Source organism: Agromyces cerinus subsp. cerinus (assembly GCF_900142065.1).
GTDB classification, from domain to species: domain Bacteria; phylum Actinomycetota; class Actinomycetes; order Actinomycetales; family Microbacteriaceae; genus Agromyces; species Agromyces cerinus.
This window is the reverse complement of sequence record NZ_FSRJ01000004.1, coordinates 322,762-349,475: the sequence shown is the minus strand read 5'-3', so window position 1 is coordinate 349,475 and position 26,714 is coordinate 322,762. Positions and strand designations below refer to the sequence as shown.

The following is a 26,714-nucleotide window of genomic DNA, read 5'->3' as shown; positions in this document are numbered from 1 at the left end:
GCGACCAGCAGTGTGCGGGTCGGCGTGGTCGTGCTCACCATGGGCAAGCGGCCCGACGACCTCGCTCGCGGCATCCGCAGCATCCTCGACCAGCGGGGCGTCGTCACCGACGTGGTGTGCGTCGGCAACGGCTGGGATCCGGCGACCGCGGAGCCGGCGCTCCCCGCGGGTGTGAAGACCCTGCACCTGCCCGAGAACCTCGGCATTCCGGCCGGACGCAACCGCGGGGTGCCGCTCGTGACGGGCGAGGCGCTCTTCTTCCTCGACGACGACGCGTTCCTGCCGAGCGACACGTTCCTGGCCGACGGATGCCGCACGCTCGCCGAGCGGCCCGAGATCGGCCTGATCCAGCCTCGGGTCGTCGATCCGACGGGCCGGGTCTCCCCGCGCCGATGGATCCCGCGCATCCGCAAGGGCGACCCGGCGCACTCGAGCAACGTCTTCTCGTGCTGGGAGGGCGCCGTGCTGATGCCGCGTGTCGTGTTCGATGCGACCGGCGGCTGGGCCGACCCGTTCTTCTACGCGCACGAGGGCATCGAGCTGGCGTGGCGGGTCTGGGACACCGGGCACGTCGCCTGGTACGCCGGGGACCTCGAGGCCGGGCATCCGGTCATCGACCCCGCCCGGCACGCGTACTACTACCGGCTGAACGCCAGGAACCGGGTCTGGCTCGCACGCCGCAACCTTCCCGCCGTGCTCGTGCCGTTCTACGTCGGCTCCTGGACCGCGATCCAGGTGCTGCGCTGGGCGCGGCAGCCGACGGCACTGAAGGCGTGGTTCGGCGGATGGCGCGCCGGATGGCGCGAGCATCCGGGGGAGCGGCGGCCGATGCGCTGGCGCACGATCTGGCGCATGACCCTCGCCGGGCGCCCACCCGTGGTCTGACGCGGTAACGATCGGCTCTCAGTGCCGCCGCGGCGCCGGCAACGGGGCATCCGCTCAGCTCGACCTCGCTACCCTTGGAAAGTGGGATTGAGGAAAGACGCGAGACGCGCCGTCAAGCTGGCCAAGGACATCATGTGGTCCAGACGGGCGCAGCGCTCGCTCGGCGTGAAGCTCGCCGAACAGGAACCGCTGCCGCCGCACCGCTTTCGAGTCGGCGTGTACTTCGCCGACGGCAAGGTCAACCTCTACCAGCTGCGTCAGTGGTACGCCCCGCTCGCAGAACTGGCCGAACGGCACCCCGTGCTGATCCTGAGCCGCGCCTCCGGTGCGGCCCTGACGCTGCTCGACGAGTCGCCGGTGCCCGTCGCGTACGTGCGCCGCGTCGCCGACCTCGAGCGGGTGATCGCCGAGCAGGACCTGCACGTCGTCTTCTACGTCAACCAGAACGCCAAGAACTTCCAGATGATGCGGTACGGCCGCCGCTGGCACGTGTTCATCAACCACGGCGAGTCCGACAAGATGTACATGACGACGAACCAGTTCAAGGCCTACGACTACTCGCTGATCGCGGGCGACGCTGCCCGGGCGCGGCTCGAGAAGGTGCTCTGGGACTACGACTTCGAGAAGCGCGCCATCCCGATCGGTCGCCCGCAGGCCGATCACTACCTCGACGGCGCGGCCATGCCGTACACGCCAGACGACCGCGAGGTCGTGCTCTACGCGCCCACCTGGGAGGGCGATCGCGGCGCGGCCGCATACGGGTCCATCGCGACGCACGGCGTCCCCCTCGTGCAGGGTCTGCTCGCCACCGGTCGGCACCGGGTCATCTACCGGCCGCATCCGAGATCGGGTGTCGTCGATCACGAGTACGGCGCCGCGAATCGCGCGATCATCGCGGCGATCGAGGCGGCGAACGCTGCCGATCCGACCGCACAGCACATCTACGACGACGGCGCGAAGCTCGGCTGGCAGCTCGCAGCTGCCGATGTCGCGGTCGTCGACATCTCCGCGATGGTCTACGACCGACTGGCGGCGGGCAAGCCGCTCCTGATCACCCGACCGGCGAACCCCGAGGCGCAGATCGACACCTCGGGGTACCTGCAGGCGTGCGAATGGCTCGACGTGACCGATTCCGCGGCGATGGTCGCGCGTGTCGACGACGTCGCGCACGACGAGGCGGCGCTCGAGCGGCTCGGCGTATGGGTTGAACGCTATTTCGGCGACCCGACGCCGGGCGTCACCACGGCGCGGTTCCACGCGGCGGTCGACCACCTCATGGCCGAGTGGGAGCGGTTCGCCGCCCTGCACGCCGCAGACGGCGACATCGACGAGCGCGACGTGCGCGCCGGCGAGCAGGACGACGAGGAGCTCGAGGCCTAGCCGCCCCGCCGGGCGATGGGCGATGGGGGATGGCACCCCATGCGGGGTCAGCGCCGCGAATCGCCGTCCTCGACGTGATGCCGTCGCAGCATCTGGTCACCCGCGTCGACGTAGCCCTCGAAGAGGCCGACGACGGCCCGCAGGCGTTCGCGAGCACGTGCGCCATCGGTCAGCGCCGCTCCGGAGTGCAGCGTGCGGATGAAGGTTCGCGTGCGTTCGTGACTCGCGGCGAGCAGCTGCTCGAAACCGCCGACGGCCTCCACGCGGAGGCGGCGGCTGCCGGGCTGGGGAATCGTTCGCGCGAGTCCCCACGACACGAGCTCTCGGACCGCGGTGCTGACGCCGCCGCTGCTGAGGTTCAGCTCCGCCCCGATGGTGTCGAGGGTCTCCGGTTCGGTCCTGAGCAGCAGGAACCCGTACACCCGCCCGGTGGCTCGGGAGAGGTGCCACGACGCGATGGCGTCGCCGACCGACTCGATGAACTCGGCACGCTCGTCGCGCTCAGGCATGGGGCACCGATGCGAGCAGCTCGTGGAGGGCCGTCGTCGTGGCTTCGGGCGCATCGAGGGTCACCACGTGGCCGGCGCCCGCGACCACTCGTTCGCGGATGCCCTCCGCCCCTGCCCACGCGGGCATCGCCGTCGCGATGTTGCCGGTGCGATCCAGCTCGCCGCGGATGAGGCCGAGGGGGATGGGAACCCGGTAGCCGGCATCGGGTTCGACGAACGACACCGTCGCGCGCCACACATCGAGGAACGCGCGCTTCGGCATTCGCGCGAACACCGCCTCCGTCAGCGCGATCGCGCGGGGGGTGACCGCCGAAGCGCGAGCGAGCATGCCGGGCAGCCGCGACGCGGGAATGAGCGACAACGCAGGAGCGGCGAGATGGAGCGCGGCCCGTTCGCCGCGGGAGAGCGGTCCGGTGTTCCAGGTCGAGTCGATCGCGATGAGCGCCCCGGCCCGGGCCGGATCTCGGCGCACGAGCGCCTGCGCGACGTTGCCGCCGAGCGAGTGCCCCACGAGGGCGGGACGGTCGAGGGCGAGATGGTCGAGGAGCGCCGCGAGGTCGTCGAGGGCGGCCGGGCCGGTGAAGTGCCTTCCGGGTTCGAGGTGCGAGACACCGTGGCCGCGCTGGTCGAAGACGACGATCGAATGGCCGGTCTCATGGAGGGCGAGCGCCTGCGCAGCGAACATGGAGTGATCCATGCCCGCGCCATGGACGAGCACCACCGTTCGCCGGTGACCGTCGAGCACCGTGAAGCGGAGCGTCGCACCCGGACGGTCGAGCGTGCGATCCAGATTCAGCATTTTCTGAATATATCGAACTACAGAGTGTCGGGCGACTCTCCCGCGTCATCGGCGGTCTCCTTGGCCGCGCCGTCATCAGAGCGCCGAGTGATCGCGCCTCGTGCGGCTCGCCCTGCAGCGTGCCCGGCCGACTGGATGCCGCGGCCTGCGGAGAGCACCACGCCACCGACGGCGGTGCCGGCGCGCGACAGCCGCGACGCGGCCGAGCTCAGCATGGAGTCGCCCTCGCGCGGCTCGAGGTCGAGCGGCAGCGTCGCGGGCGGCTGTCCGAACGCGAGGCGCGACTGCTTCAGCACCCGGCGGCCGAGCACGCTGTTGCCGATGCCGCCGATCGCGGCGCCGATGCCGAACGGGATCGCCTTGCCGATGATGCCGGCGCCGCCGCGCACGGCGAACTGCTTGATGAAGACGTTGCGGAGCTTGTCGACGACGGGCCCCATGACCGCCTTCGGCATGGTGTTCGTGATGAGTTCGCCCCAGTAGACGTTCCGTGCGGCACCAGAGCCCGAGGCCTGTCCGGCGAACTGTCGCACGAGGTCGACACCTTCGTTGCCGAGCATGAGGGTCATCACGAGGGCGCGCGCACGGTCGGGGTTGTCGACGGCGATGCCGTGCACCTCGGCGACCGATTGGGCGAACAGGGCGGTCGCCTCGAGGAAGCCCGCCGTCTCGACGCCCGACAGTGCGAGCGTCACGCCCGTGCCGATTCCGGGGATGACCGCGGTCGCCCCGACGGCCGCGCCGCCGGTCGTGACGGCGGCGAGGTAGCGGCGCTCGAGGATGCGCACGATCTGCTCGGGGCTCGCACCGGGTGAACGGCGACGGATGCTGCGGAGATGGGCGACCACGATCGGCCGCTGGATCGCCAGCACGCGGTCGATGCCGCGCTCCATGCCGTGGGCGCGACCCTCGTCGGCGGCGAAGCCCGAGTATGCGGTGCTCCCGGCGCGGTCGGATCCGGGGTCGCCCTCTCGCGGCGCTCCCGAGCCCATCGAGGTGATGGTGTGCACACGGTCTGCCATGGTGGGTCGATCATACGAGATCGACCCGTGCGAATGCGCTACGCGCCGTGCTCGGCGTTGTAGCGGGCGAGCACGGCGTCGATCGGGCCGTCGAGCACGAGCGACCCCTTGTCGAGGTAGAGCCCGCGTGTGCAGAACCGGCGGAGGTCCCGCTCGTTGTGCGAGACGAAGAACAGCGTGCGGCCACCGGCGAGCAACTCGTCGATGCGCCGGTAGCACTTCTCGCGGAACGCCTTGTCGCCCACGGCGAGCACCTCGTCGACGAGCATGATCGGCTCCTCGAGCTGCGAGATCACCGCGAAGGCGATGCGCACCTTCATGCCGCTCGAGAGGTGCTTGTAGGGCGTGTCGAGGAAGTCGCCGATGTCGGCGAACTCGATGATCTCGTCGAACTTCGCATCGATCTGCGCGTTCGTCATGCCGTGCAGGCCGGCGGTCAGGTAGACGTTGTCGCGAACGGTGAGGTCGTCGACGAAGCCGCCGGTGATCTCGATGAGCGGGGCGACGCCGCCCGTGATCTCGACCGTGCCCTCGTCGGCGATCATGACGCCCGCGACGAGTTTCAGCAGCGTCGACTTGCCCTGGCCGTTGCGGCCGACCACGCCGATCGCCTCGCCGGGGCGCACCTCGATCGACACGTCTCGCAGCGCCCAGAACTCGCCGGGACGCGTGCGGCGACGGCGACCGGCCAGCAGGTCCTTGAACGAGCGGCGACCGCGGCGATTACGGCGGAAGCGGATGCCGAGCCCGGTGGTGCGAATGGCGAAGGGTGCCGAGGAGACGGCGGTCGTGGCATCGGTCATCAGATCTCCTTCAGCACCTGGCGCTCGGAGGAGCGGAACACCCACAGTCCGACCGCGAGGATCGCGAGCGACATGAGGGCGGAGATCGCGACGTTGAACCAGTCGAGCTCCTCGGGGAAGAATCCGGCGCGGTAGATGCCGAAGATGCCCGACAGCGGATTGAACGCCGCCCAGAAGTGCAATTGCGAGGGCAGGTCGGTGACGCCGTAGATGATGGGGGAGGCGTAGAACAGGAAGCGCAGCGCGAGCTTGACCGCCCGTTCGAGGTCGCGGAAGAAGACGACGAGCGGTGCGACGATCAGGGCGACGCCGGCCGTGAGGATCGCCTGGAGCACGATGGCGAGCGGGAAGAGCGCGAGCTCCCAGTGCACGGGCGCCTGGAAGAGCACGACGAACAGCGCGAGCACGGGCAGTGCGAGCAGGAACTCGATGCCCTTCGACAGCACGATGCGGTTGACCCAGATCGTGCGCGGGATCATCGTCGAGCGCACGAGCTTCGCGTCCTTCAGGAACGCGCGCGTCGAGTCCGACACCGATCCGTTGAACCACATCCACGGGAGCAGCGCCGACAGGAGGAAGACGATGTAGGGATCGGTGCCGACCGGGCGCTCGAAGACCTGGGTGAAGACGAACCAGTAGATGCCCGCCATCACGAGCGGGTCGAGCACCGACCACACGTAGCCGAGAGCAGAGGTCGAGTAGCGCACCTTCAGGTCGCGCGTCGTCAGGAGCCAGAGCGAATGACGGTATCTGGCCCACGGCGTCCGCTGCAGCGGATGGGCATCACCGTATGCTCTCGACACCGTGCTCATCACGCTCTCATCGTAGATGGCGCACCGGGGTAGATTTGTACTCGACGGGTGGCAAGTGCCGAGCCCAGTCGGAAGGAGCCTCGTGCACCGCACCAGCACCCGCGTGATCCTCAGCTGCGCCGCGATCGGCGTGGGCGGCGGCCTGTTCGCAGCCGGGGCGGGCTACGCCGCCGGACTCATCGCCGGCATCGCCCCGATGCTGTACGGCATCACGATCGGTTCGCACTTCCTGCCGAGCGCCGTGGCGCTCGCGCTGCTGAAGCGCCCGGGCGTCGGCATCCTCACCGGATTCATCGCCGGCCTCGTCGGTGCGGCGTTCGCCCCGCACTGGATCCTGCGCTTCCTCGGCACCGGACTCCTGGTCGGCGCACTGCTCGAGCTGCCCTTCTTCATCACGCGATACAAGAACTGGTCGCCGTGGCTGTACTACGTCGCCGCAGGGGCATCCGGTCTGATCCTCGCCGCGGGCACCTTCATCGCCCTCGGACCCGAGCACTACGCGCCGTGGTTCTGGGTCCTCTACCTCGCGATGTTCGCGCTCAGCCCCATCGCGTTCACCTGGCTCGGCCGGGTGATCGCCGCGTCGCTGGCGCGTGCGGGCGTGGCGCGCACCCTCACGACGGGGCGCTGAACCCGAGACGCCGGCCCGGGTCGGCGCGGCCCGAGCGGCCGGAGACGAAGAAGAGCGGATGCCTGAGGCATCCGCTCTTCTGTTCAGCGCCGTGCTGCTGTGGTGCAGGTCACACGAAGTGGTTGGCGCGCTCCAGGTCTTCGGCGAAGTCGATCTCGACCGCGTAGAGGTCGGAGATGTCCATCGGTTCGACGAGGATGCCGTTCTGCTCGATCGCGAGCTCGAGGCCGCGCTCGAAGTAGTCCTGGTCGCCCACGCGCTGCAGCTGCGCGAGGAACGTCGCCTTGTCGCGGCTCGAGATGTAGTTGATGCCGACGGCCTCGCCGAGTCCGCCCCTGACGGTCTTGGAGAGCTCCTTGATGTAGCCCTCGGCGCTCGTCGTGTACTTCACCTCTTCGTCGGACACCTTCGAGGTGTTGACCGTGACGAAGGACTGGTCGCGCGCGATGTAGGGCAGCGCGCGGTCGAGGATGCTCGGGTCGAAGACGACGTCGCCGTTCATCCACAGCACGCCGCCGGGCTGCGACGCCGAGAGGGCGCGCATGAGGCTCTTCGAGGTGTTCGTCTGGTCGTACTCCTCGTTGTAGACGAACGACGCCTGCGGGAACGCCTCGATGATGTGCTCGAGCTTGTAGCCGACGACGATCGTCACGTTGGCGTTGCCGCCGAACGCGTGCTCGATGTTGTCGAACTGCTGGCGCATGATGGTGCGGCCGTCGCTGAGCTCGGTGAGGGGCTTGGGGAGGGATCGCCCGAGCCGGCTCCCCATGCCGGCCGCGAGAATCACGATCTGGGTCACTGCATCTCCTTCGGTGGGTCGGATGCCCCCGAGCGCCCGCCCTCGTCGCCGAGGGTTCGCCCGGATTTCACCCGGAAGTTCACATATGGACACGCCGTTATGCCGTGAATCAGGATAACGGGGGTGCCCGCTGCCCACCATCCGGGGGGCAAGGTCGTAGTGGGATCGTGATACGACGCTCAGCCGATACCCAGTCTCCTCTTGCATTCGCCGCGCGACAAGCCTTCCAACGGCGGCGCTGGTTGATAGGTTGTCTGGGTGACTTCCGTTTCGCGCTCCGAACACGACGACGAAACTGCCGAAGGCACCGGCGCGGGGGCGACCGAAGCGACGCAGTCCCAGCCGGCGCGTTCGGCGGCGACGACGAAGCGCCCAGCGCGCTCGACCGCCCCGAAGACGACGTCTGGGGCGACGAAGTCGACCGCCGCGAAGACGACGGCTGCCAAGACGACGGCCGCGAAGACGACGGCCGCGAAGACGACGGCCGCGAAGACGACGGCGGCGAAGACCACGGCCGCGAAGACGACGGCCGCGAAGACCACGGCGGCGAAGACGGCCGCTGCGAAGACGACGGCGGCGAAGACGGCGGCTGCGAAGAAGCAGGCGGCGGACTCCGCCGAGTCCGAAACGGCCTCGCCGACCGAGAGCGGGTCGGCCTCCAAGCGGACGGCGGCATCGCGCACAGCCTCGGCCAAGGCCGCCGCGACCCGCGGTGAGGCGGCGAAGACCACGAGGACGCCGCGCGCATCCGCGGCCGACACCACGTCGGGCGGCGCGAGCCGTCGCAGCGAGGCGGTCGCCACGGCGGCGTCGCGGCGACGCCAGCAGGTCGCTGCGGCGCTCACCACCGAGACCACCGCGGCCGAGCGGCCCACCCGCAAGTCTCCCGACACCGCCGCCGCGACGGTGTCCGAGCCGCCCATGGTGCCCGAGACCCCCGCGATCCGCTCCGAGATCGACGAGGAGACCGTCGAACGCGCGCCGAGACGCCCCGCCGCCGCAGCCGCGGCAGTCACGATGGCGGCCGCCGGTGCCGCCGAGGCATCCGTCGTCGCTGAGAAGCCAGCCGTCGCTGAGACGCCGGCCGTCGCTGAGAAGCCGGCCGTCGCTGAGAAGCCGGTCGCGGACGAGGCGCCGGTCGTCCCTGAAGCGCCGGTCGTCGCCGAGGCGCCGGTCGAGGCCCCGCCGGTCGTCGCCGAGACGCCGGTCGAGGCCCCGCCGGTCGTCGCCGAGGCGAGCGGAACCACGGCATCCGGCAGCGCGGCCCAGGCCGTTGCCGTGATCCAGCCCGTCAAGAAGTCCGCTGCCCGCAAGAAGCGTTCGCTGCGCCCAGCGCGCACGGCACCGCCGGCCTCCGCGCCGAAGGTGCTCGCGATCGAGGGACTCGTGAAGAAGTTCGGCGAGAACACCGCCGTCGACGGCATCAGCCTCGACGTGCGCGCCGGCTCGTTCTTCGGCATCGTCGGTCCGAACGGCGCAGGCAAGACGACGACGCTCTCGATGGTCACCGGTCTCCTCCGCCCCGATGCGGGCACCGTTCGCATCCACGACATCGACGCCTGGGCGCAACCGCAGGCGGCCAAGCGCGCCACCGGCGTGCTGCCCGACCGGTTGCGGCTCTTCGACCGGTTGACCGGCGCGCAGCTGCTCTACTACTCGGGCGAGCTCCGCGGCCTCGACAGTCGCACGGTGCGCGAGCGCAGCGCCGATCTGATCGCGGCGTTCGGCCTCGACGACGCCGTCGACCGCCTCGTCGCCGACTACTCCGCGGGCATGACGAAGAAGATCGCGCTCGCGTGCGCCATGATCCACTCGCCGCGGCTCCTCGTGCTCGACGAGCCGTTCGAGTCCGTCGACCCCGTCTCCGCCGCGAACCTCACCGAGATCCTCGAGCGCTACGTCGCGGGCGGCGGCACGGTCGTGCTCTCGAGCCACGGCATGGACCTCATCGAGCGCGTCTGCGACTCGGCGGCGATCGTCGTGGCCGGGCGCGTGCTCGCAGCGGGCACGCTCGACGAGGTGCGTGCCGGCCAGACCCTCGAAGACCGATTCGTCGAGCTCGCCGGCGGACGCAAGGCTGCGGAAGGCATGGAATGGTTGCACAGTTTCTCCGACTGAAACTGCGACTGCTCGGCAACATCTTCCGGCGCAGCACCTGGCAGGTCGTCGGCATCGTCATCGGGCTGATCTACGGGCTGGGACTTGCCGCACTGCTGTTCGCGGGGCTCGTGGGGCTGCGCTTCAGCGATGACGTCGAGATCATCCGCAGCGCATTCGTCGTCGCAGGGTCGCTCACCGTGCTCGGATTCATCGTCGTTCCGCTGATCTTCGGCGTCGACGACACGATGGACCCGCGGCGCTTCGCGCTCTTCGGACTGCCCGACCGCTCGCTCGCGATCGGGCTCGCCGTCGCCGCCGTCGTCGGCGTGCCCGCCCTCGTGCTCGCGCTCGTGCTGCTCGGCACCGTCGTCACGTGGTCGCGCGGCGTCGGCGAGACCCTGCTGGCGATCATCGCCGCGGCGATCGCCTTCGCAACCTGCCTGCTGCTCGCCCGAGTCTCGACCGGCTTCGCCTCGCTGCTGCTCGCCACCCGGCGGGCGCGCGAGCTCAGCGGCGTGCTCGGCCTGCTCCTGATCGTCATGGCGTCGCCGATCATCGTCGTGCTCGTCTCGGTCGACTGGGAGAACTCGGGCGTCTCGGTCATGGAGTCGATCGCCGCCGTGCTCTCGTGGACCCCGTTCGGCGCGGTCTTCGCCGTGCCCGGCGACGCCGCCGCCGGTCAGTGGGGCGCCGCGATCGTGAAGCTGCTCATCGCCGGCGCGACGCTCGTGCTCATCTGGTTCGGCTGGCAGGCCCTCGTGGCCAAGATGCTCGTGACACCTGGCCGCGAGGCGTCCGCCAAGAGCTACCGCGGACTCGGCTGGTTCGACCGGCTGCCGCAGGGCGCCGCCGGTGCCGTCGCCGCGCGCAGCTTCACCTACTGGTTCCGCGACGCCCGCTACTGGGTCTCGCTCATCATGGTGCCGATCGTGCCGGTCATCGTCATGGTGCCCCTCAGCCTCGCCGGCGTGCCGACCGAGTACCTCTGGCTCATCCCGGTGCCCCTCATGTGCCTGTTCCTCGGCTGGAGCCTGCACAACGACACCGCCTACGACTCGACGGCCATCTGGCTGCACGTGGTCTCCGGGGTGCGCGGGATCTCCGACCGCATCGGCCGCCTCGTGCCCGTGCTGATCGCGGGCGTGCTCGTCATCGGCCTCGGCAGCGCGGTCACGGTCTTCGTGCTGAACGACTGGCGGCTGCTGCCATCCCTGCTCGGCGTGAGCACGGCGCTCCTCCTCGGAGGCCTCGGCGTCGGGTCGATCACGTCGGCACGGTTCCCCTACCCGGCGGTCAAGCCCGGCGACAGCCCGTTCCAGCAGCCGCAGGCCACCGGAACGATCACGGCGCTCGTGCAGTCGATCACGATGCTCGGTTCGCTGCTCGTCGCACTGCCCGCGGTGACGTTCGCGGCGCTCGGCATCTTCGAAGACCCGGCGTGGCACGCGGCATCCCTCGCCTCGGGGGTCGCCCTCGGCCTCGCCGTGCTCGCGATCGGCGTGATGGCGGGCGGCCGGGTGTTCGACCGCCGCGGGCCCGAGATCCTCGGTGCCGCGATCCGCGCGTAGAATCGATCGCATGATCTCCTCCGTGCGCGCGAGCATCGCCGACCCCGGTTCCCCAGGCGGCGGTACCGACGTTCTCGACCGCGAGCTCGAGAAGCTCCTGAACGAAGAGGCCATCGAGCCCGGCGACCACGAGCGCTTCTCGCACTACGTGCAGAAAGACAAGATCCTGCAGTCGGCCCTCACCGGCAAGCCCGTGAAGGCGCTGTGCGGCAAGAAGTGGACCCCGGGGCGCGACCCCGAGAAGTTCCCCGTCTGCCCGACCTGCAAGGCGATCTACGAGAAGATGAAGGCGGAGTAGCCGCCCTCAGCGGTACGTCGTCGAGATCACCGGTTCGCCGCGGCCCAGCCGGAACGCCTCCACCGGCAGTTCCTGCATGACCGTGGAGCGGTGGGCTCGTGCTGCCTCGGTGCCGGCCGCGCCGAGGAACGCCGGGTCGGCTTCGCCGTCGGTCATCAGCTGCACCATGAGCGGGCGCAACTGGCTGTCGGCCTCGTACTCGGCCTCGCCGTCGGGGCCGTCTCCGACGAAGACGAGCTCTTCGCGGGCGGTACGGGTCGAATCGAGGCGCCGTGCGGCGTTCTTGCGGCCGCCGACGCTCGCCTTCTGCGTCGACGCCTTCGCGACCGACACCCAGTCGCCGGCGTCGTCACGGCGTGCGACGAGCTTGAACACCATGCCGGCGGCCGGGAAGCCCGAGCCGGTCACGACGGCGGTGCCGACGCCGTAGGCGTCGACCGGCGCGCCAGAGAGGCCGGCGATCGTGAACTCGTCGAGGTCGCTCGTGACGGTGATGCGGGTGTCGACGGCGCCGAGGGTGTCGAGCTGCTCGCGCACGGCGGCGACGACGGTCGGCAGGTCGCCCGAGTCGATGCGAACGGCGCCGAGCTCGGGGCCGGCGACCTTCACGGCGAGCTCGACGCCCTTCGTGATGTCGTAGGTGTCGACGAGCAGTGTCGTCTTCGGGCCGAACGCCTCGACCTGGGCGCGGAATGCCGCTTCCTCGGTGTCGTGGAGCAGCGTGAAGGCGTGCGCGGCCGTGCCCATGGTGGGGATGCCCCAGGTGCGCCCGGCCTCGAGGTTCGAGGTGGCGTCGAAGCCGGCGATGTACGCCGCACGCGCCGCGGCGACGGCCGCACGCTCGCTCGTGCGCCGGGAGCCCATCTCGGCGATCGGGCGACCGAGGGCGACCGACACCATGCGGGCGGCGGCGCTCGCGACCGAGGAGTCGTAGTTGAGGGTCGAGAGCACCACGGTCTCGAGCATCACGGCCTCGGCGAACGTCGCCTGGATCGTGAGCAGCGGCGAGCCCGGGAAGTACGCCTCGCCCTCGCGATAGCCCCAGATGTCGCCCGTGAACCGGTAGTCGGCGAGCCAGTCGAGGGTGGCGGGCCGCACGACCTCGTGCTCGCGCAGCCACTCGAGCTCCGCCTCGTCGAAGCGGAACCGCTGGATCAGCTCGAGCAGGCGGCCGGTGCCCGCGACGATGCCGTACCGTCGCCCATCGGGCAGGCGTCTCGCGAAGGCCTCGAACAGGCTCTCGCGATGGGCGGTGCCGTCGAGCAACGCGGCATCGACCATCGTCAGTTCGTATCGGTCGGTGAAGAGCGCTGCGGAGCCGGTCACCCGCACAGCCTATCGAGGAGGGCGCGTTCAGCGGGGAGCGCTACGCTTGCATGTCGTGACGGATGCACCGATCGGGATCTTCGACTCCGGGGTCGGCGGGCTCACCGTCGCCCGGGCCGTGAAAGACCAGCTGCCCAACGAATCGATCCTCTACATCGGCGACCTCGAGCACTCGCCCTACGGGCCGAAGAAGATCGCCGACGTGCGCGGCTACGCCCTCGCCGTGCTCGACGACCTCGTGGCGCAGGGCGTCAAGATGCTCGTGATCGCCTGCAACACGGCCTCCGCCGCGATGCTGCGCGACGCCCGCGAGCGCTACGACGTGCCGGTCGTCGAAGTGATCCAGCCGGCGGTGCGCCGCGCCGTCGCGGCCACGAAGACCGGTCGGGTGGGCGTCATCGGCACTGCGGGCACGATCGGCTCGCGGGCCTACGACGACGCGTTCGCCGCGGCGCCGCACCTCGAGCTCTTCTCCCGTGCCTGCCCGAGGTTCGTCGAGTTCGTCGAGGCGGGCGTGACGACCGGCGACGAGCTGCTCGCGATCACCGAGGAGTACCTCGCGCCGCTGAAGCGGGCCCGCATCGACACCCTCGTGCTCGGCTGCACGCACTACCCGTTCCTGAAGGGCGCGATCTCCTACGTCATGGGCGAGGAGGTCTCGCTCGTCTCGAGCGACGTCGAGACGGCGAACGACGTCTACCGAGTGCTCGTCGGCACCGGCACCGAGCGCCGCGCCGCGACCCCGCCGAGCTACCGCTACGAGGCCACCGGCCACTCCACGAGCGCGTTCCTCGACCTCGCCCACCGCCTCATCGGCCCCGAGATCCCGAGCGTCGAGCTCGTGGAGACCGGTGCCGTCACGATCCCAGACCACGTACGGCTTCGACAGGAGAACGCATGACCGAGGCATCCGAGCCCACCACCATCATCCGCGCAGACGGACGCACCGCCGACCAGTTGCGCGAGGTGACCATCGAGCGCGGCTGGAGCGAGCACGCAGAGGGCAGTGCCCTCATCTCGTTCGGCAAGACCAAGGTGCTCTGCACGGCGTCGTTCACGAACGGCGTGCCCCGCTGGATGAACGGCAAGGGCAAGGGGTGGGTCACGGCCGAGTACTCGATGCTGCCCCGCGCCACGAACACCCGCAACGACCGCGAGGCCGTCAAGGGCCGCATCGGCGGCCGCACCCACGAGATCAGCCGCCTCATCGGCCGGAGCCTGCGCGCCGTCGTCGACATGAAGGGTCTCGGAGAGAACACCATCCAGATCGACTGCGACGTGCTGCAGGCCGACGGCGGCACCCGCACGGCCGCGATCACGGGCGCGTTCGTGGCGCTCGCAGATGCGATCGAGTGGGCCCGCGACAAGAAGTTCGTCGGGCAGCGCGCCCAGCCGCTCATCGACACCGTCTCGGCCGTGTCGGTCGGCATCATCGACGGCACGCCGATGCTCGACCTCGCGTACGTCGAAGACGTGCGCGCAGAGACCGACATGAACGTCGTGGCCACCGGCCGCGGCCTGTTCGTCGAGGTGCAGGGCACCGCCGAGGGCGCGCCCTTCGACCGCCGCGAGCTCGACTCGCTGCTCGACCTCGCCCTCGCGGGCACGAGTGAGCTCACTCGCATCCAGCAGCGCGTGCTCGCCGAGGCCGTCGCCGCAGCGGGGGAGTGACGCCGATGAGCCTCGAGGTCGTGCTCGCCACGCACAATCAGCACAAGGTCGACGAGTTCCAGAAGATCCTGGGCGAGCGGATGCCGGGGCTCACGGTGCTCGCCTACGACGGGCCCGAGCCGGTCGAGGACGGCACCTCGTTCGAGGCCAACGCCTTCATCAAGGCGCGTGCCGCGGCAGCGCACACCGGGCGCATCGCCCTCGCCGACGACTCGGGCATCGCGGTCGACGTCATGGGAGGCTCGCCCGGCATCTTCTCGGCTCGCTGGGCGGGGCCGGGCCGCGGTGCGCAGGCCAACCTCGACCTGCTGCTCGCCCAGCTCAGCGACATCCGCGACCCGAATCGCACCGGCCACTTCCACTGCACCATCGCGCTCGTCGTGCCCGAGGCGGCCGGCGGGCCGCACGAGTACGCGGCCGTCGGGCTCTGGCCCGGGCGCATCGCGCTCGAGGAGTCGGGGGCGCACGGATTCGGATACGACCCGATCTTCGTGCCCGAGGGCTTCGAGGTCGCCGCGGCGGCGCTCGCGCCCGAGGTGAAGAACACGCACAGCCATCGGGCCCGTGCCTTCGCAGCACTCATCCCCGAACTCGAGCGGATCATCGCGGCTCGGTGAGCCGCGGGGTCGCCGAGCCGCAGGAGCACCCGGTCCCGGTCGCCGGACCACGTCGCGCCGGGATTCCGGTGCGATCGGGGTCGCCGGGACTCGGGGTCGCCGGGACTCGGGGTCGCCGGGTCAGCGGCGTGCGGGCGGGGCCGTCAGCCGTGCGAAGCGGTGAGCGGAGATCGGCGGCCGGGTCGACCGGCCGCCGAGTCGCTAGGAGGCGCGGCGGGCGCGGGCGGCGCGGCGCTTGAGGGCGCGGCGCTCGTCTTCGCTGAGGCCACCCCACACGCCGGAGTCCTGGCCGGTCTCGAGGGCGTACTGCAGGCAGATCTCGGTGACGGTGCAGCGACCGCACACGGTCTTCGCCTTCTCGATCTGGTCGACGGCGGGGCCGGTGTTGCCGACCGGGAAGAAGAGTTCCGGGTCTGCGGTGAGGCAGGCGGCCTTGTCGCGCCAATCCATATGGGGATGCTCCTTGCGGGGTGTACTTCGATTGCAGACGCGCACGATTGCGCTTGCCGAAACCGGCTGCTGCAGGGGGAAAGCCGAATCTCGGGAAGTAGGATCAGTGACTGATCGGCTCACGTCCCTGTGAGCATCAATTCGGCCTCATAAATGGTCGCATAGCGGAGAGATCGAATCAATAGCTGTGTATGGGATAACCCTGTGAATCGGCGCGATGACGCCCCCCTCGAGGCGCGAGACGACTCGCCCGAGCGGCCCGAAACCCCCGAATCGGGTGTGCGCGGCGCGCTCGTCGTCGTGAGCGTACTGCTCCTGCTCGAAGCGGCGGCGATGGTCGCCCTGGTGATCTGGCTCGTGATCGACCTGTTCTCGCTCGAACCGTCGTCGTACGCCACGGCGATCGCACTGCTCGTGCTCGTCGCGATCGGCGCGATCTGGGTCGTGACGGTCGCCATCGGGTCGCTCCGGCAGGCGCCGTGGTCGCGCGCAGCGGCCATCGTCTGGCAGATCCTGCAGGTGTCGGTCGCGGTCGGCGCCTTCCAGGGCCTGTTCGCCCGGCCCGACGTGGGGTGGGCACTCCTCGTGCCCGCGATCACCGTCATCGGCCTGCTGCTGTGGACGCCGGTGCGTCTGGCCTACACTCGCCCCGAGGATCACGCCGCGGCGTGACCCCCGCGGCGCGCGGCGTGGTCTGCGGGTCGGAGTTCGCGCCGAGGGCGGCTCAGCCGTCGAGACCGAGGTCGCGTCGCAGACGGGCCACGTGGCCCGTCGCCTTGACGTTGTAGAACGCGCGCTCGATGCTGCCGTCTTCGCCGATCACGAAGGTGGACCTGATGGACCCGACGACGATCTTGCCGTAGAGCGCCTTCTCGCCCCAGACGCCGTACGCCTGCTGCACGGCGAGGTCGGCGTCGGAGAGCAGCGTGTACGTCAACCGGTCGCGCGCGGCGAACACGGCGAGCTTGGCCACGTCGTCCTTCGAGACGCCGAGCACGCGGATGCCCGCGCTCGCGAACGAGTTCAGGTTGTCGCGGAAGTCGCAGGCCTCGGTCGTGCAGCCGGGGGTCATCGCCTCGGGGTAGAAGTAGAGCACCACCTTCGAGCCCCGGAGGGCCGAGAGGGTGACCGGTTCGCCGTTCTGGTCGAGCAGGGTGAAATCTGGAGCGAGGTCGCCGGGGGCGAGTCGTGCATCGGTCATACCTCCATGGTAGGCACGTCGACGGAGGTCCCGGGTCCGCGGGACGTCCGCGGCGGGGGACCGCCGGCTCATGGCGGCGTCAGACCGGGCCGCCGCCCGCGAAGGTCGTCAGCAGGCGCTGCAGGGATTCGAGGCGGGCCGCACCGGTCTCGCCGAGCTCTCCGGCCTCGACGGCCTCGACGATGGCGCAGTCGGGGGCGTCGGGCAGGTGCGTGCACCCGCGGGGGCAGCGTTCGGCGAGGCGATCGAGATCGGTGAAGGACCGCAGGATGTTCTCGCGGTCGACGTGGCCGAGGCCGAACGAGCGCACGCCGGGCGTGTCGATGACCCAGCCGGTGCCCGTCGCGGCGCCGGGCACGTCGGCGCCGGGCAGGTCGGCGGCGTCGAAGCGCAGCCATACCGTCGACGAGGAGGTGTGGCGGCCACGACCGGTGACGACGTTGACGTGGCCGGTGGCGCGCTTGGCGCTCGGCACGAGGGCGTTCACGAGCGTGGACTTGCCGACGCCCGAGTGGCCGACGAACACGGTGCGGTGGCCGACGAGCACGCGGGCGATCTCGTCGAGCGGCATCTCGTGCTCGCCGCTCAGGAAGACCGTCAGGTCGAGTCCTGCGAAGTTGCGGAGGAACTCGGCGGGATCGGCGAGATCCGTCTTGGTGATCACGAGGAGCGGGCGGATGCCGGCGTCGAACGCCGCGACGAGATAGCGATCGAGCAGGCGGATGCGCGGTTCGGGGTTCGCCGCGGCGACGACGATGAGCATCTGGTCGGCATTGGCGACGATGACGCGCTCGACCTCGTCGGTGTCGTCGGCACTGCGTCGCAGCAGGGTCGTGCGCTCGCCGACCCGCACGATGCGCGAGAGGGTGCCGGGATCGCCGGTCGTGTCGCCGACGAGGTCGACGTGATCGCCCGTCACGACCGACTTGCGGCGGAGTTCGCTCGCTCGAGCGGCCGTGATCACGCGCTCGTCGGGGCCGTTCTCGTCGAGCAGCACGCTGTAGCGACCCCGGTCGACGCCGATCACCATGCCGGTGACCGCATCGGCGTGCTCGGGGCGCTGCTTGGTGCGGGGCCGGCTGCCGCGGCGACTCGGCCGTACCCGCACGGCGGACTCGTCGAACTCGGGCTCGTCGTCCTCGTCGTCGGTGCTCCACCAGGTCATGCGGTGCTCCTGCAGGTCATGCCAGCATCTGCTCCCAGAGCGCGGTGAACTGGGGGAGGGTCTTGCCGGTCGACGCGATGTCGTCGACGACGACGCCGGGCACGGCGAGACCGATGATGGCCCCGCTCGTGGCCATGCGGTGATCGGCGTAGGCGCGCCATGGCCCGCCGTGGAGCGGTGCCGGATCGATGCGCAGGCCGTCGTCGAGCTCGGTGACCGCGCCCCCGAGACCGTTGATCTCGGCCGTGAGTGCGGCGAGACGGTCGGTCTCGTGGTGTCGGATGTGGCCGATGCCCGTGATCGTCGACGGTTCGTCGGCGAGGGCGGCGAGTGCGACGAGGTTGGGCGCGAGTTCGCCGGCTTCGGAGAGATCGAGGTCGACACCGCGGATGCCTCGGCGTCCGCCCTCGCCCCGTTCGGGTGCGTGCACCGTGAGCCGGTCGCCTTCGACCACGACGCGGGCGCCGAACTGCGGCAGGAGCTGCGCGAGCTGCGCGCCGACCTGCGTCGTCTCGGCGGGCCACCCCGTGATGGTGACGGAGCCGCCGGCGACGAGCGCCGCGACGAGGAACGGCGCGGCGTTGGACAGGTCGGGCTCGATGTCGACGTCGATCGCGCGGATGGGGCCGGGTGCGACCGTCCAACGACCGGGCTCGGGGCTCGTCACCTCGACGCCGCGGGCGCGAAGGGTCTCGATCGTCATCTCGATGTGCGGCAGGCTCGGCAGCCGCTCGCCCGAGTGACGAAGGTCGAGCCCGCGCTCGAATCGCGGGGCCGACAGCAGCAGTGCCGATACGAACTGGCTCGATGCCGATGCGTCGATCTCGAGCGCGCCGCCGCCGACCGCGCCGGTGCCGTGCACGGTGAACGGCAGCGTGCCGCGCCGGTCGTCGGCGAGGTCGACGCCGAGGGCGCGGAGACCGTCGATCACCCCGGACATCGGGCGCTTGCGCGCGTGTTCGTCGCCGTCGAACATCGTGGGGCCGAGCGCGAGCGCGGCGACCGGCGGCAGGAACCGCATGACCGTGCCGGCGAGCCCGCAGTCGATCGTCGTCGAGCCGAGCAGCTCCTCGGCAGGGGTGACTCGGAGGTCGTCGCCGAACCCGCCGTGACCCGGCACCCGCTCGAACCCGGTGCCGAGGGAGCGCAGGCCCTCGATCATGAGCTCGCTGTCGCGCGACCAGAGCGGGGCGCGCAGCGTCGACGGTCCGTCGGCGAGCGCCGCCAGCACGAGCTCCCGGTTCGTGAGCGATTTCGAGCCGGGCAGACCCATGGTCGCGGAGAGCGGGGTCACGGCGACCGGCGCGCGCCAGCCTTCATCCGTCTCGGTCTCTCTGGCGTCGCCGTACGGATCGAACTCAGGCTCGGAATACTTCGAAATCAGCATCGGTTATCAACAGTAGCGTCCGGAAACGCGGAAGGAGTCGGTGTTGCGCATGTCGATGGGAGTGCTCGAACGCCCAGTGGCCGTCGGGGTCGACGATCTAGGATGGCCGGTGATGACTGCCGATCAGATCGACGCGACGCCGAACGACCCCGTGGCCGCCGACTCCGAGGCCGAGGCCTCCGAAGTCGAGGAGGCGGCGCGGCCGCTGAGCGAGCTCTTCGAAGAACAGGCGCTGCCGTTCATCGACCAGCTCTACGCCGCCGCGCTCCGGATGACGAAGAATCCGGCCGATGCGCAAGACCTCGTGCAGGAGACGTTCGTCAAGGCGTTCGCCGCGTTCGGGCAGTTCACGCAGGGCACCAACCTCAAGGCGTGGCTGTACCGCATTCTCACGAACACATTCATCAACAGCTACCGCAAGAAGCAGCGAGAGCCCTATCAGGGCACGATCGACGACCTCGAGGACTGGCAGCTCGGCGGTGCCGAGTCGACCACGGCGAGGGCGAGCCGCTCGGCCGAGGCCGAGGCGATCGATCACCTGCCCGACAGCGCCGTGAAGGACGCGCTGCAGGCCCTGCCCGAGGACTTCCGTCTCGCCGTGTACTTCGCCGACGTCGAAGGCTTCTCCTACCAGGAGATCGCCGACATGATGAACACCCCCATCGGGACCGTGATGAGCCGCCTGCACCGTGGCAGGCGCCTGCTCCGCGAGTCCCTCGCCGACTACGCCCGCGAACAGGGATTCGCCGCGGGCGAGAAGGCGGCCAAACCCACCAGGAGCAAGAAATGACCGACTGCGGCTGCGACAAGGCCAGGGCCGAACTCGAGGAGTACCTGCACAACGAGCTGCGTGCTGCGGATGCATCCGACATCCGCGAGCACGTCGCGAACTGCGCCGACTGCCAGGCGGAGCTGCGCGTGGGCGTGGCGATCACCGAGGTCGTGCAGCGTGCATGCCGCGAGAGCGCGCCCGAGCAGCTTCGGGTGCAGGTGCTCACCCAGATCCGGCTGTACCAGTCGACGCACACCGTCGCCTGATCGGAACGCTCCGCGTCCATCACTCAATCGTTCGTTCGATGCGGGCGATGAGGCTCGAGCCGTAGCGTCGACGATGTGATCGACGACTCCGACCGAATGCCGAAACGGCGCGTGCCCACGTGGCTGCGCGTCACCATTCCCGCCGCCCTGATCCTGATCTGGTTCGCACTGTTCGGTGCCGGAGGTGCCGCGTTCGGTTCGCTGAGCGACGTGTCGACGAACGATCAGGCCCAGTTCCTGCCCGCGTCGGCCGAGGCCACCGAGGTGACCGAGCTGCAGGAGGGCTTCCGCGACTCCGACGACATCCCGGCGATCGTCGTGATCTCCGGCGACGAGGAGCTCGACGAGGACCAGCTCGCGGCGATCGACGACCTCAGGGACGAACTGCTCGCGGTCGACGGTGTGAACGCCGAAGGGGCGTCGCCCGTGCTGCCGTCGGACGACGGCGTCGCCGTGCAGATGATCCTGCCGATCGAGAAGGTGGAGGGCGGCGAGAAGCCGGCCGAGATCGTCGCGGAGGTGCGCGCCGTGCTGACGGAGCACCCCGTCGACGGCACGACGGCCGCCGTCACCGGACCCGCGGGCTTCACCGCCGACCTCTCGGCAGCGTTCAAGGGGATCGACGGACTCCTGCTCGCCGTCGCACTCGCCGCGGTCTTCCTCATCCTCATCGTGGTGTACCGCTCGCCCCTGCTCCCGTTCATCGTGCTCTTCACGAGCCTCACGGCGCTCTGCGCCTCGGTGTTCACGGTCGTGGCGCTCGCACGCGCCGACATCCTCCTGCTCTCGGGGCAGACGCAGGGCATCCTGTTCATCCTCGTGATCGGTGCGGCCACCGACTACGCGCTGCTCTACATCTCGCGCTATCGCGAGACACTCGCACACCACGAGCGCAAGTGGGACGCCACCTGGGCGGCACTGAAGGGCTCGTGGGAGCCGATCGTGGCCTCAGGCGGCACTGTCATCGTCGGGCTCCTCATCCTGCTCGTGAGCGAGTTGACCTCGAACAAGGTGCTCGGCCCGGTCGCGGCGATCGGCATCGTCTTCGCCGTGCTCGCCGCGCTGACCCTCCTGCCCGCGCTGCTCCTCTGGGCGGGACGCGCCGCCTTCTGGCCGCGGAAGGTCGCCCACCTCGGCGACGCGGGCGAGCCGCACGCCCGTCACGCCGCAGGCGTCATCGACGCGTCGGCGCCCGATGAGGCGGACCTGCCCGATCGAGGCATCTGGGCGGGCGTCGGTCGACTCGTCTCGAAGCGTCCGCGCACCGTCTGGATCGTGTCGGTGCTTGCGCTCGGTGGCATGTCGCTCGGGCTCGCGCAGCTCGACGCCGACGGCGTCGCCTCGAGCGAGTTCGTGCTGGGCGAGTCGCAGGCGCGCGACGGCCAGGCGATGCTCGGCGAGCATTTCCCGGCGGGATCGGGCACCCCTGCGGTCGTCATCGGCCCGGAGGACGAGCTGCAGCAGATCGCGGATGTCGCGCTCGACACGGCGGGCGTCGACTCGGTCGCCGTGGTGAGCGCGGAGTCGCCCGCAGGGACGGCCCCGGTGACGGGCGACGGCATCCAGGCATTCGGCCCGCCCGGCACGCCCGCGCCCGCCCCGACCGTCGTCGACGGCGAGGTGCAGCTGCAGGTCACGCTCACGGATCCGTCGGACTCGCTCGAGGCCGAGGCGACCGTCGAGCAGCTCCGCTCCAACCTCGACGAGGTCGGCACCGACGTGCTCGTCGGCGGCCAGACCGCGGTCGCACTCGACACGAACGCGGCGGCGATCGCCGACCGCACCCTCGTGATCCCGCTCGTGCTCGCCGCGATCCTCGTGATCCTGATGCTCCTGCTCCGATCCATCGTGGCGCCGCTCATCCTGATCGGCAGCGTGGTGCTCTCGTTCGCCGCGGCGCTCGGCGTCTCCGCTCTGGTCTTCGAGCACGTGTTCCACTTCCCCGGGGCGGACCCGTCCGTGCCGCTCTTCGGGTTCGTGTTCCTCGTGGCCCTCGGCGTCGACTACAACATCTTCCTGATGACCCGGGTGCGCGAGGAGTCGCTTCGGTTCGGCACGCGCTCCGGCATCATCCGGGGTGTGCGGCTCACCGGCGGCGTGATCACCTCCGCAGGGCTCGTGCTCGCCGCGACGTTCGCGGCGCTCGGCGTGCTGCCGATCCTGTTCCTCGCGCAGATCTCGTTCATCGTCGCCTTCGGGGTGCTGCTCGACACGTTCCTCGTGCGCACGCTCCTGGTGCCGGCGCTCGCGTACGACATCGGGCGCGCCATCTGGTGGCCGAGCCGGCTCGGGCGCGGCAAGGCCTGAGCAGGCGGAAACGACGAAGCGAGCGGATGCCCCGGGGCATCCGCTCGCTTCGTTCGTTCGTCTCGTGTCGTTGCCGCGCTAGAGCGTGGTCGCGGTTCGCACCAGCTCGGCCTGCTCGGCGGCGTGCCGCTTCGCGGAACCGGTGGCGGGCGACGCCGCAGCCGTTCGCGCGACGACGCGCACCGCGCGGTCGCCGAGCTTGTTCGTCTCGATGATGAAGTAGGGCCAGGCGCCCTGGTTCTCGGGCTCGTCTTGAGCCCACATCAGCTCGGCGTTCGGGTACGAATCGGCGACGGCCTTGAGCTCGCCGGCGGGCAGCGGGTAGAGCTGCTCGAGGCGCACGACCGCGACCTCGGTGTTCTGCTGCTTCTCGAGCTCGGTGATCAGGTCGTAGTAGATCTTGCCCGAGACGAACACGACGCGCTTGACGGCGGCCTTGTCGGCGATGCGGGCGTCGTCGATGACCGGTTCGAATCGGCCGCTCGTGAAGTCGGCGACCTCGCTCGTGGCGCCGCGGAGGCGAAGCATCGCCTTCGGGGTGAACACGATCAGGGGGCGGCGCGGGCGCGCGTACGCCTGGCGGCGCAGCAGGTGGAAGTACGACGCGGGCGTCGAAGGACGCGCGACGGTCATGTTGTTCTCGGCGCAGAGCTGCAGGTACCGCTCGATGCGGGCGCTCGAGTGGTCGGGGCCCTGACCCTCGTAGCCGTGCGGGAGCAGGAGCACGACGCTCGAGCGCTGGCCCCACTTCTGCTCGGCCGAGGAGATGAACTCGTCGATGATGGTCTGCGCGCCGTTCGCGAAGTCGCCGAACTGCGCCTCCCACATGACGAGGGCGTCGGCACGCTCGACGGAGTATCCGTACTCGAAGCCCATCGCCGCGTACTCGGAGAGCAGCGAGTCGTAGATCCAGAAGCGAGCCTGGTTCTCGGACAGATTCTGCAGCGGCAGCCACTCCTGGCCGTTCACCCGGTCGTGCAGCACGGCGTGGCGCTGCACGAACGTGCCGCGGCGGGCGTCCTGGCCTGCGAAGCGCACCGGGGTGCCCTCGAGGAGGAGCGAGCCGAGGGCCAGCAGTTCGCCGAAGCCCCAGTCGACCTTGCCGTTGCGGCTCATGTCGAGGCGCTTCGTCAGGAGCTGCTGGATCTTCGGGTGCACCGTGAAGCCCGACGGCTTGTTGTTGAACGCGTCGCCGATGGCGTGCACGACCTCGGTCGAGACGCCCGTGGTCTCGAGCTCGCCTGCGACGGGTTCCTCGGGCTTGGCCGACTCGGTCGCCCCGATGATCGGGATGGCCCCGGTCTGCGCGGCGTGCGTCTCGGCGAATGCGCGCTCCAGGCGGTCCTGGAAGTCGCGGTGCGCCTCCTCGTACTCCACCTCGGTGATGTCGCCGCGGCCGACGAGGGCCTCGGTGTAGAGCTTGCGCACCGAGCGCTTCGCCTCGATGAGGTTGTACATGAGGGGCTGGGTCATCGAGGGGTCGTCGCCCTCGTTGTGGCCGCGCCGACGGAAGCAGACGAGGTCGATGACGACGTCGCGCTTGAACTCCTGGCGGTAGCGGAAGGCGAGCTCGGCCACGCGCACGACGGCTTCGGGGTCGTCGCCGTTCACGTGGAAGATCGGCGCCTGGATGGTCTTCGCGACATCCGTCGAGTAGATCGAGGAGCGGGCGTCGCCCGGCACCGTCGTGAAGCCGACCTGGTTGTTGATGTTGACGTGGATCGTGCCGCCCGTGCGGTAGCCGCGGAGCTGCGACATCTGCATGGTCTCGAGCACGACGCCCTGACCGGCCATCGCCGCGTCGCCGTGCACGAGGATCGGCAGCGTCGAGAACGTGCCGATCGGCTTCCTGTCTTGCTTGGCGCGCACGATGCCCTCGAGCACGCCGTCGACCGCCTCGAGGTGCGAGGGGTTCGCCGCGAGCGAGACGGGGATCTGGTGCCCGTCGTCGGCGGTGAAGGTGCCCTGGGTGCCGAGGTGGTACTTGACGTCGCCGGAGCCCGAGAAGCCCTTCGACTGCTGGGTGCCCTCGAACTCGCGGAACACCTGGCCGTACGTCTTGCCGGCGATGTTCGTGAGCACGTTCAGGCGGCCGCGGTGCGCCATGCCGATGGCGACCTCGTCGAGGCCCTCCTTCGCGGCGCCCTGCAGGATCTCGTCGAGCAGCGGGATGACGGACTCGCCGCCCTCGAGGCTGAAGCGCTTCTGGCCGACGTACTTCGTCTGCAGGAAGGTCTCGAACGCCTCGGCCTCGTTGAGCTTGCCGAGGATGCGCATCTGCTCGTCGTGCGTCGGCTTCTCGTAGCTGCGCTCGACCTCGTTCTGGATCCACTTGCGCTGCACGGGGTCCTGGATGTGCATGTACTCGATGCCGATGGTGCGGCAGTACGAGTCGCGGAGCACGCCGAGGATGTCGCGGAGCTGCGCGGTGCGCTTGTCGCCGAAGCCGCCGGTGACGAACTCGCGGTCGAGGTCCCAGAAGGTCAGGCCGTGGCTCGCGATGTCGAGGTCGGGGTGGGAGCGCTGCACGTACTCGAGCGGGTCGATGTCGGCCATCAGGTGGCCGCGCACGCGGAAGGCGTTGATGAGCTCCTGCACGCGGGCGGTCTTGTCGATCGCGCTCGCGATGTCGACCGAGATGTCGGGCGCCCAGCGGATCGGCTCGTAGGGGAGGCGGAGCGCGGCGAAGAGGTTCTCGTAGAAGCCGCGCTGGCCGAGGAGGAGCTCGTGCACCTTCTTCAGGAACTCGCCCGAGCCCGCGCCCTGGATGACCCGGTGATCGTACGTCGAGGTCAGCGTGATCGTCTTGCCGATCGCGAGGTGCGCGAGCGTCTTCTCGGACGCGCCCTGGAATTCGGCGGGGTACTCGAGGGCGCCGGCGCCGATGATGCAGCCCTGGCCCTTCATGAGGCGGGGCACCGAGTGCACGGTGCCGATGCCGCCCGGGTTGGTGAGCGAGACCGTGGCGCCGGCGAAATCGTCGGCCTTGAGCTTGTTCTGGCGGGCACGCTGCACGAGGTCTTCGTAGGCCGCGAGGTACTCGTTGAACGTCATCGTCTCGGCGCGCTTGATCGCGGGCACGAGCAGCGCACGGGTGCCGTCGGGCTTCGGGATGTCGATCGCGATGCCGAGGCCGATGTGCGCGGGCTTGACGAGGCTCGGCTTGCCGTCGAGCTCGGCGTAGAAGACGTTCTGGCTCGGGAACTCCTTGAGCGCCTGGATGAGCGCCCAGCCGATGAGGTGGGTGAACGAGATCTTGCCGCCGCGGGAGCGCCGCAGGTGGTTGTTGATCACGATGCGGTTGTCGATCATGAGCTTCGCCGGGATCGTGCGGACGCTCGTCGCGGTCGGCACGGTGAGCGAGGCGTCCATGTTCGCCGCGAGCGACTTCGGCATGCCCTTGAGGGTGACGACCTCGTCTTCCTTCGGGGCGTCGGCGACGATGGGCTGCGGGCTCGTGACGGGCACGTCGGCCGGTACGGGCTGCGTGCGCGGAGCGACCGACGTCGTGCGCGCGGCAGGCGTCTGCCCGATGACGGGTACGGGTGCCGTGGACGGCTCCGCGGCCGGTGCGGGGGCCGTGGTCGCCGTGGGGGCCGCCGGCGCCGCCGGGGCCGCGTCAGGCACCGGCGCCGAAGCCGGTGCGGCGGTATCCGCCGCAGGTGCGGGGGTCGATGGGTCTGCGCCCTCGGTCTTCACCTGGCGGTAGTGCTCGAGCACCGGCCACCAGGTCTTGTCGACCGATTGGGGATCGACGAGGAACTTCTCGTACATCTCGTCGACGAGCCATTCGTTGGCTCCGTATTCGCCCGACGTCGTCTCGTCGGATCCCGACCCGGTCAATTGGCTCGACACAGCCTCTCGCCCACTCTCTCCATTGATGCTGGAATTACCTGCTTCGCGGTCTCGCCATACGCGCGGGCATGACGAATCACCGTCTCCCAGC

Annotated in this window: 25 protein-coding genes; 13 read left to right on the top strand and 12 right to left on the bottom strand. The window is 70.0% G+C overall.

The genetic code is table 11. The features are described from left to right. The first annotated feature begins 39 nt into the window (after window positions 1-39). A complete protein-coding gene (locus BUR99_RS15880) occupies window positions 40-885 on the top strand; it encodes a glycosyltransferase family 2 protein (RefSeq protein WP_074261633.1) in 846 nt (281 codons plus the stop codon). An 81-nt stretch (window positions 886-966) separates the two neighbouring features. Then, a complete protein-coding gene (locus tag BUR99_RS15875; protein WP_074261332.1) occupies window positions 967-2,265 on the top strand; it encodes a hypothetical protein in 1,299 nt (432 codons plus the stop codon). 47 nt (window positions 2,266-2,312) lie between these two features. Here BUR99_RS15875 and BUR99_RS15870 read toward each other — a convergent pair whose 3' ends face one another. From BUR99_RS15870 to BUR99_RS15850, 5 genes are read right to left on the bottom strand one after another with little or no spacing between them, the layout of a single operon-like run. Beyond that, window positions 2,313-2,774, bottom strand: coding sequence for a GbsR/MarR family transcriptional regulator (locus BUR99_RS15870; protein WP_074261331.1), 462 nt, complete (start codon window positions 2,772-2,774; stop codon window positions 2,313-2,315). Continuing rightward, window positions 2,767-3,573 carry an alpha/beta fold hydrolase gene (locus BUR99_RS15865; RefSeq protein WP_074261330.1) on the bottom strand — a complete coding sequence of 269 codons (807 nt, stop codon included), beginning with the start codon at window positions 3,571-3,573 and terminating at the stop codon, window positions 2,767-2,769. Before BUR99_RS15865 ends, BUR99_RS15870 begins: the two co-directional genes overlap by 8 nt. Window positions 3,574-3,590: 17 nt before the next feature. Further along, complete coding sequence (locus BUR99_RS15860; RefSeq protein WP_074261329.1) at window positions 3,591-4,595, bottom strand: hypothetical protein; 1,005 nt, start codon at window positions 4,593-4,595, stop codon at window positions 3,591-3,593. Window positions 4,596-4,633: 38 nt separating this feature from the next. Further along, window positions 4,634-5,398 carry an ABC transporter ATP-binding protein gene (locus BUR99_RS15855; protein ID WP_074261328.1) on the bottom strand — a complete coding sequence of 255 codons (765 nt, stop codon included), beginning with the start codon at window positions 5,396-5,398 and terminating at the stop codon, window positions 4,634-4,636. Then, window positions 5,398-6,210, bottom strand: a complete 813-nt coding sequence (locus BUR99_RS15850) for an ABC transporter permease (RefSeq protein ID WP_074261327.1) — start codon at window positions 6,208-6,210, stop codon at window positions 5,398-5,400. Before BUR99_RS15850 ends, BUR99_RS15855 begins: the two co-directional genes overlap by 1 nt. Window positions 6,211-6,292: 82 nt before the next feature. On the opposite strand from BUR99_RS15850, the gene BUR99_RS15845 reads away from it, so the two are divergent. Next, on the top strand, window positions 6,293-6,841 hold the full coding sequence (locus BUR99_RS15845; RefSeq protein ID WP_074261326.1) for an ECF transporter S component: 549 nt from the start codon (window positions 6,293-6,295) through the stop codon (window positions 6,839-6,841). A 109-nt stretch (window positions 6,842-6,950) separates the two neighbouring features. Here BUR99_RS15845 and BUR99_RS15840 read toward each other — a convergent pair whose 3' ends face one another. Next, window positions 6,951-7,610 (bottom strand): phosphocholine cytidylyltransferase family protein, encoded by a 660-nt coding sequence (locus tag BUR99_RS15840; RefSeq protein ID WP_074261632.1) that lies wholly within the window; start codon window positions 7,608-7,610, stop codon window positions 6,951-6,953. A 288-nt stretch (window positions 7,611-7,898) separates the two neighbouring features. Here BUR99_RS15840 and BUR99_RS20700 point away from each other — a divergent pair, with 288 nt between their 5' ends. Genes BUR99_RS20700 through BUR99_RS15820 form a run of 3 tightly spaced genes read left to right on the top strand, consistent with a single transcriptional unit; the run spans window position 7,899 to window position 11,606 of the window. After that, entirely contained in the window at window positions 7,899-9,758 is a 1,860-nt protein-coding gene (locus BUR99_RS20700) for an ATP-binding cassette domain-containing protein (RefSeq protein ID WP_394327847.1), read from the top strand. After that, entirely contained in the window at window positions 9,734-11,308 is a 1,575-nt protein-coding gene (locus BUR99_RS15825; RefSeq protein WP_074261324.1) for a hypothetical protein, read from the top strand. Before BUR99_RS20700 ends, BUR99_RS15825 begins: the two co-directional genes overlap by 25 nt. 10 nt (window positions 11,309-11,318) lie before the next feature. Further along, window positions 11,319-11,606: a DUF3039 domain-containing protein gene (locus BUR99_RS15820; protein ID WP_074261323.1), complete on the top strand. Its 288-nt coding sequence runs from the start codon at window positions 11,319-11,321 to the stop codon at window positions 11,604-11,606. Window positions 11,607-11,612: 6 nt separating this feature from the next. Here BUR99_RS15820 and BUR99_RS15815 read toward each other — a convergent pair whose 3' ends face one another. Beyond that, on the bottom strand, window positions 11,613-12,932 hold the full coding sequence (locus BUR99_RS15815; RefSeq protein ID WP_074261322.1) for a nicotinate phosphoribosyltransferase: 1,320 nt from the start codon (window positions 12,930-12,932) through the stop codon (window positions 11,613-11,615). Window positions 12,933-12,987: 55 nt separating this feature from the next. Between BUR99_RS15815 and murI the strand changes: the two genes are divergently transcribed. From murI to BUR99_RS15800, 3 genes are read left to right on the top strand one after another with little or no spacing between them, the layout of a single operon-like run. After that, the gene (gene murI, locus BUR99_RS15810; RefSeq protein ID WP_074261630.1) at window positions 12,988-13,833 is read left to right on the top strand and encodes a glutamate racemase; all 846 of its coding nucleotides are present in this window, start codon (window positions 12,988-12,990) and stop codon (window positions 13,831-13,833) included. Beyond that, window positions 13,830-14,603 (top strand): ribonuclease PH, encoded by a 774-nt coding sequence (gene rph, locus BUR99_RS15805; protein ID WP_074261321.1) that lies wholly within the window; start codon window positions 13,830-13,832, stop codon window positions 14,601-14,603. Before murI ends, rph begins: the two co-directional genes overlap by 4 nt. Before the next feature lie 5 nt (window positions 14,604-14,608). Next, entirely contained in the window at window positions 14,609-15,220 is a 612-nt protein-coding gene (locus tag BUR99_RS15800) for a non-canonical purine NTP pyrophosphatase (protein ID WP_074261629.1), read from the top strand. A gap of 201 nt (window positions 15,221-15,421) precedes the next feature. On the opposite strand, the gene BUR99_RS15795 is transcribed toward BUR99_RS15800, so the two are convergent. Beyond that, window positions 15,422-15,670 (bottom strand): WhiB family transcriptional regulator, encoded by a 249-nt coding sequence (locus BUR99_RS15795; RefSeq protein ID WP_022893204.1) that lies wholly within the window; start codon window positions 15,668-15,670, stop codon window positions 15,422-15,424. Window positions 15,671-15,874: 204 nt separating this feature from the next. Here BUR99_RS15795 and BUR99_RS15790 point away from each other — a divergent pair, with 204 nt between their 5' ends. Next, the gene (locus BUR99_RS15790; protein ID WP_074261320.1) at window positions 15,875-16,342 is read left to right on the top strand and encodes a hypothetical protein; all 468 of its coding nucleotides are present in this window, start codon (window positions 15,875-15,877) and stop codon (window positions 16,340-16,342) included. 52 nt (window positions 16,343-16,394) lie between these two features. Here BUR99_RS15790 and bcp read toward each other — a convergent pair whose 3' ends face one another. From bcp to aroA, 3 genes are all read right to left on the bottom strand, one after another. Beyond that, a complete protein-coding gene (bcp, locus tag BUR99_RS15785) occupies window positions 16,395-16,871 on the bottom strand; it encodes a thioredoxin-dependent thiol peroxidase (protein ID WP_074261319.1) in 477 nt (158 codons plus the stop codon). Between the two features lie 79 nt (window positions 16,872-16,950). Next, a complete protein-coding gene (rsgA, locus tag BUR99_RS15780) occupies window positions 16,951-18,036 on the bottom strand; it encodes a ribosome small subunit-dependent GTPase A (protein WP_074261318.1) in 1,086 nt (361 codons plus the stop codon). 16 nt (window positions 18,037-18,052) lie between these two features. After that, complete coding sequence (aroA, locus tag BUR99_RS15775) at window positions 18,053-19,423, bottom strand: 3-phosphoshikimate 1-carboxyvinyltransferase (protein ID WP_074261317.1); 1,371 nt, start codon at window positions 19,421-19,423, stop codon at window positions 18,053-18,055. Between the two features lie 112 nt (window positions 19,424-19,535). Between aroA and BUR99_RS15770 the strand changes: the two genes are divergently transcribed. From BUR99_RS15770 to BUR99_RS15760, 3 genes are all read left to right on the top strand, one after another. Beyond that, window positions 19,536-20,213: a sigma-70 family RNA polymerase sigma factor gene (locus BUR99_RS15770; protein ID WP_074261316.1), complete on the top strand. Its 678-nt coding sequence runs from the start codon at window positions 19,536-19,538 to the stop codon at window positions 20,211-20,213. Beyond that, window positions 20,210-20,461 carry a zf-HC2 domain-containing protein gene (locus BUR99_RS15765; protein WP_074261315.1) on the top strand — a complete coding sequence of 84 codons (252 nt, stop codon included), beginning with the start codon at window positions 20,210-20,212 and terminating at the stop codon, window positions 20,459-20,461. Before BUR99_RS15770 ends, BUR99_RS15765 begins: the two co-directional genes overlap by 4 nt. Window positions 20,462-20,557: 96 nt before the next feature. After that, entirely contained in the window at window positions 20,558-22,768 is a 2,211-nt protein-coding gene (locus BUR99_RS15760) for an MMPL family transporter (protein WP_074261628.1), read from the top strand. 78 nt (window positions 22,769-22,846) lie between these two features. Here BUR99_RS15760 and BUR99_RS15755 read toward each other — a convergent pair whose 3' ends face one another. Then, on the bottom strand, window positions 22,847-26,623 hold the full coding sequence (locus BUR99_RS15755) for a multifunctional oxoglutarate decarboxylase/oxoglutarate dehydrogenase thiamine pyrophosphate-binding subunit/dihydrolipoyllysine-residue succinyltransferase subunit (protein ID WP_084184063.1): 3,777 nt from the start codon (window positions 26,621-26,623) through the stop codon (window positions 22,847-22,849). Window positions 26,624-26,714: the final 91 nt, after the last annotated feature.